The following is a 4,263-nucleotide window of genomic DNA, read 5'->3' as shown; positions in this document are numbered from 1 at the left end:
GGACTGGGTGGGCGTCGTGTCCAGGAGGGACGGCACGTCCCAGTCGGCGGCGACGGCGGCGCGTTCGGCGTCCGGGAGCGCGGGCGGGCGTGGCGCCGGGTTCGGGGTCGCCGAGAAGCGCGGCGCGGGGCTCGGTTGGAGCACGGGGTCACCGGTGCCCTGGCTGCTCCCGGTGTTTCGTGCGCTCTGGGCGCTGTGGCCTGCGTGGTGGGCGTAACTCGCGCGGGCCCGCAGGTGGGGGTGGTCCGCGGCCTCGTGCAGCGTCAGTACGGGCGCCACACAGGCGTCCGTACCCTCGAACACCTCCGTCCACTCCGCCTGGGTCCGCGTCGCGAAGCGCGCCGCGATCAGCGTGCGCAGCTCGTCCCATCGGCCCAGGTCACGCTGGCCCGGCGCGTCCGGGGGCAGGTCCAGCAACTTGACGAACTCGGCGAAGAACTGCGGCTCCAGCGCCCCCACCGCCATGTGCCGGCCGTCGGCGGTCTCGTAGACGGCGTAGAAGGGCGCGCCGCCGTCGATGATGTTGACGCCGCGCTGGTCGTGCCAACGTCCGCCTGCCATGAACCCCCACAGTACGGAGGTCAGGTGCGCCGAGCCGTCCACGATCGCCGCGTCCACGACCTGCCCCGCGCCGGTCGCGCGGGCATGGTGCAGCGCCGCCAGCAGTCCGACGACCAGGTAGAGCGAGCCTCCCGCGTAGTCGCCGAGGAGGTTGACCGGGATCGACGGCGGCCCGTCCTTGGGCCCCACCAGGCCGAGCACCCCGGCCGTGGCGATGTAGCCGATGTCGTGTCCTGCCGCCTGCGCCAGCGGCCCGTCCTGCCCCCAGCCGGTGATCCGCCCGTAGACCAGCGCCGGGTTACGCGCCAGGCACTCGGCCGGCCCGATGCCGAGCCGCTCGGTGACGCCCGGCCGGAAGCCTTCGATCAGCAGGTCCGCGCGGGCGGCCAGGTCCAGTGTGCGGGCGACACCCTCGGGCGTCTTGAGGTCCAGCACGACGCTGCGCTTGCTCCGGTTGGTCACGTCCAGCGCCGGATCACCGCTGAGCGCCGATCCGCCCGGCCGGTCCAGCCGCACCACGTCCGCGCCGAGGTCGGCCAGCAGCATCGCCGCGAACGGCCCCGGCCCGAGCCCGGCGATCTCCAGTACCCGCACCCCGGCGAGCGGCCCGCGGCCGGGCGTGGGCACGTGCGTCGTGCTCGGCTTGCTCTCGGGCTTCGCGGGCATCGGGCCTCCACGTCGTGGCCATGACGAGTGTGACACGGATGGTGTCACAGTCCCGATGCTATGGAGTTGACTCGTCAGTAACAAGAGGGTCCGGGGTAACAAGCGGGTCCGCCGAGTCGCCCCGGCTGCTTCTCCGCGTCCGAGTCCCTGTCGCGCGTCCGCGCAGCGCGTCCCTGCCGCGTGTCCCCGCCGCGTGTCACTTCTCCCGCAGGTCCACCACCCGGCGGATCTTGCCGACCGAGCGCTCCAGCGTCTCCGGGTCCACCACCGTCACCTCGACGCTGATCCCCACCCCGTCCTTCACCCCACGTGCGATCTGCGCCGCGGCCGCCTCCCGCTCCGCCGCCGTCGCGCCCGGCCGCGCCTCCACCTCGACCGCCATCCGGTCCAACCGCCCGCTCCGCGACAGCCGCAGCTGGAAGTGGGGCGCGACGGCGGGCGTGCCCAGCACGATCTCCTCGATCTGGGTCGGGAAGACGTTCACCCCGCGCAGGATGATCATGTCGTCGCACCGGCCGGTGACCTTCTCCATCCGCCGGAAGGCCGGCCGCGCCGTGCCCGGCAACAGCCTGGTCAGGTCCCGTGTCCGGTAGCGGATCACCGGCATCGCCTGCTTGGTCAGCGAGGTGAACACCAGCTCGCCGCTCTCGCCGGGCGCCATCAGCTCGTCCGTCACCGGATCCACGATCTCCGGGTAGAAGTGGTCCTCCCAGATGTGCAGCCCGTCCTTGGTCTCCACGCACTCCTGTGCCACACCCGGCCCGATCACCTCCGAGAGCCCGTAGATGTCGACGGCGTGGATGTCGAGGCGCTCCTCGATCTCCCGACGCATCGCCTCCGTCCACGGCTCTGCCCCGAAGATCCCGATCCGGAGGGAGGTGCTGCGCGGGTCGATCCCCTGCTTCTCGAACTCGTCGAGCAGCGTCAGCATGTACGAGGGCGTAACCATGATGATCTCGGGCTGGAAGTCCTGGATGATCTGCACCTGCCGCGCCGTCATCCCGCCCGACGCGGGGATCACCGTGCAGCCGGCCCGCTCCGCCCCGTAGTGCGCCCCCAGCCCTCCGGTGAACAGCCCGTACCCGTACGAGACGTGCACCTTGTACCCCGGCCGGCCCCCGGCCGCCCGGATCGACCGGGCCACGACGTCCGCCCACATGTCCAGGTCGGCCTCGGTGTACCCGACCACGGTCGGCCGCCCCGTCGTCCCGCTGGACGCGTGGATCCGGCGCACCTGGTCCATCGGGACGGCGAACATCCCGAACGGATAGCACTCGCGCAGGTCCGCCTTGGTGGTGAACGGGAAGCGCTCCAGGTCGGCGAGGCTCCGGCAGTCATTCGGATGCACCCCCGCCGCGTCGAACTTGCGCCGGTAGAGCTCGACGTTGTCGTAGGCGTGGTGCAGCGTCCACTGGAGTGCGGTGAGCTGGTGCGCGCGCAGTTCGTCCGGCGTGAGGCGCTCGCCCGCGTCCAGGAGATCGGCCGAGGGAGAGGGGATGGGGACGGGCACCGTCGGCCTCCTGCTGTGTGCGCTTGCCAACCGAATGTTCGGTCGATCGTCCATCGGGGCCGGAGCGGTGTCAAGGAGGGTCAGCGGGGCACGATCAGGGGTGCGCGGGGGTGGGCGTGCGAATTGAAGAAACGTTCAACCCCTGGGATGGTGACTGGGGGGCTTCCAGGGAGAGTCCGAGGAGGTCGCGGTGGACCAGAACGATCAGCTGCTGCTCAAGCGGGTCGCCGACGCGCGCGCCGCGCTCGCCGAGGCGGTCTCGGCGCAGAATCCGGGCGGCCTCTCCCAGGCTCTGGACGAGCTGGAGGAAGCCCTGCGCCAGGCCCGCGAGAACGGCATCGAGGTACCGCCGGAGGCTGAGGACAAGGTCGGCTGACTGGGGGTCATGCCGAATCCGCGAATTCGAACAGAATGACTAACTCCTTCGTGGACGGAAGATAGCCCAGGTGGGCCATGGTGGAGGGGTGTGGCGGGGTGTCAAACTTGTTCTATGGACGCCTCGATGTTCGGGGGCGGTTGTGAAGGCGGAGAGGCGTCCATGGGTGGGGGTTTTGCCTCGCTCGGGGATGCTTTTCTGGCTGATCCGCTGACCCCGGTTTCCTCTCGCCAGTCATCCCGCTCTCTTTCCTCCTCCCCTTCTTCGTCTTCTCCTGCTGCTTCTGCTGCTGCTTCTGTTGTTGATGTGTTGCGGACGTTGCCGTCGGTGGTGCATGCCTTGTTGGCTGGGTTGGCCGGTGAGGGTGATGAGGCGTTGATGGCTGCGGGTCCGCATTTTCAGGCGGAGCAGTTGTTGGCGTTGGAGCGGTTGGAGGAGCGGCTGGCGGCGGAGAAGTTGCGTCGGTTGGCGGTGTTCGACCGTATGGGTGGGGCGTTGGCGGTGCGGTCGAGTTCGACGAAGGGTTTCCTGCGTACGCATGCGCAGATGTCCCAGGGGCGGGCGAATCGGTTGGTGGTGTTGGCGCGGGAGTTGGACCGGTTGCCGGTGGTGCGTGATGCGCAGGCGGCGGGGGTGTTGTCGGCGGATCAGGGGGAGGTGCTCGCGCGCGAGCTCGCGCCGGTCGATGATCCGCGGGCGCGGGCGGAGGCCGCCGTGTTGATGGTGGAGCACGCGCCGCGGCTGCATCTGGTCCAGGTGCGCCAGGCCGCCCGGCAGTTGCATGCCCATCTGGTTCCCGAGCGTGACGGCGAGGGTGTGGGCGGCGGGCGGGCGGCGAGGCCGTTCCAGTCGTGGGTGAGGCTGTCGCAGACCGGGACGACGTCGGATCCGTTCTGGGTGGTGTCGGGGGAGTTGTCGCCGCTGGTGGGGGAGAAGCTGCGTACCGCGTTGGAGGCGGCGATGGGCACTCCGGTCGAGGGGGAGTCGCGGACGCATGCGGAGCGGATGGGTGACGCGCTGGGCGTGGTCACCGATCTCGCGCTCGGGTGTGGGGCGTTGCCGGTGACGGGCGGGCAGCGGCCGCATCTGACGTTGATCGCGGACCTGGACGCGCTGCGGGCCAGGGCGTGCCCGGCTCACCCCGCCCTCG

The 4,263-nt window shown here is 70.7% G+C and carries 4 protein-coding genes; 2 read left to right on the top strand and 2 right to left on the bottom strand.

Translation table 11 applies throughout. The features are described from left to right. Positions 1-1,227, bottom strand: a 1,227-nt coding sequence (locus DN069_RS32565) for a CaiB/BaiF CoA transferase family protein (RefSeq protein ID WP_111506848.1), incomplete at its 3' end; no start/stop codon positions are given. A 196-nt stretch (positions 1,228-1,423) separates the two neighbouring features. Then, positions 1,424-2,791 (bottom strand): phenylacetate--CoA ligase PaaK, encoded by a 1,368-nt coding sequence (gene paaK, locus DN069_RS32560; RefSeq protein ID WP_111506847.1) that lies wholly within the window; start codon positions 2,789-2,791, stop codon positions 1,424-1,426. Between the two features lie 136 nt (positions 2,792-2,927). Between paaK and DN069_RS32555 the strand changes: the two genes are divergently transcribed. Then, entirely contained in the window at positions 2,928-3,113 is a 186-nt protein-coding gene (locus DN069_RS32555) for a hypothetical protein (RefSeq protein ID WP_111506846.1), read from the top strand. Between the two features lie 114 nt (positions 3,114-3,227). Continuing rightward, a partial coding sequence (locus DN069_RS32550; protein ID WP_133260114.1) for a DUF222 domain-containing protein occupies positions 3,228-4,263 on the top strand: 1,036 nt, incomplete at its 3' end.

The sequence above is a fragment of the Streptacidiphilus pinicola genome (assembly GCF_003258295.1).
In the GTDB taxonomy this organism is placed as follows: domain Bacteria; phylum Actinomycetota; class Actinomycetes; order Streptomycetales; family Streptomycetaceae; genus Streptacidiphilus; species Streptacidiphilus pinicola.
The sequence above is the reverse complement of the archived record's forward strand: the minus strand, read 5'-3'. Positions and strand labels throughout refer to the sequence as shown.

Bases quoted from the DNA above. Each gene is read 5' to 3' on its own strand.
- paaK (WP_111506847.1), bottom strand. From the start codon at position 2,791: ATGGACGATCGACCGAACATTCGGTTGGCAAGCGCACACAGCAGGAGG.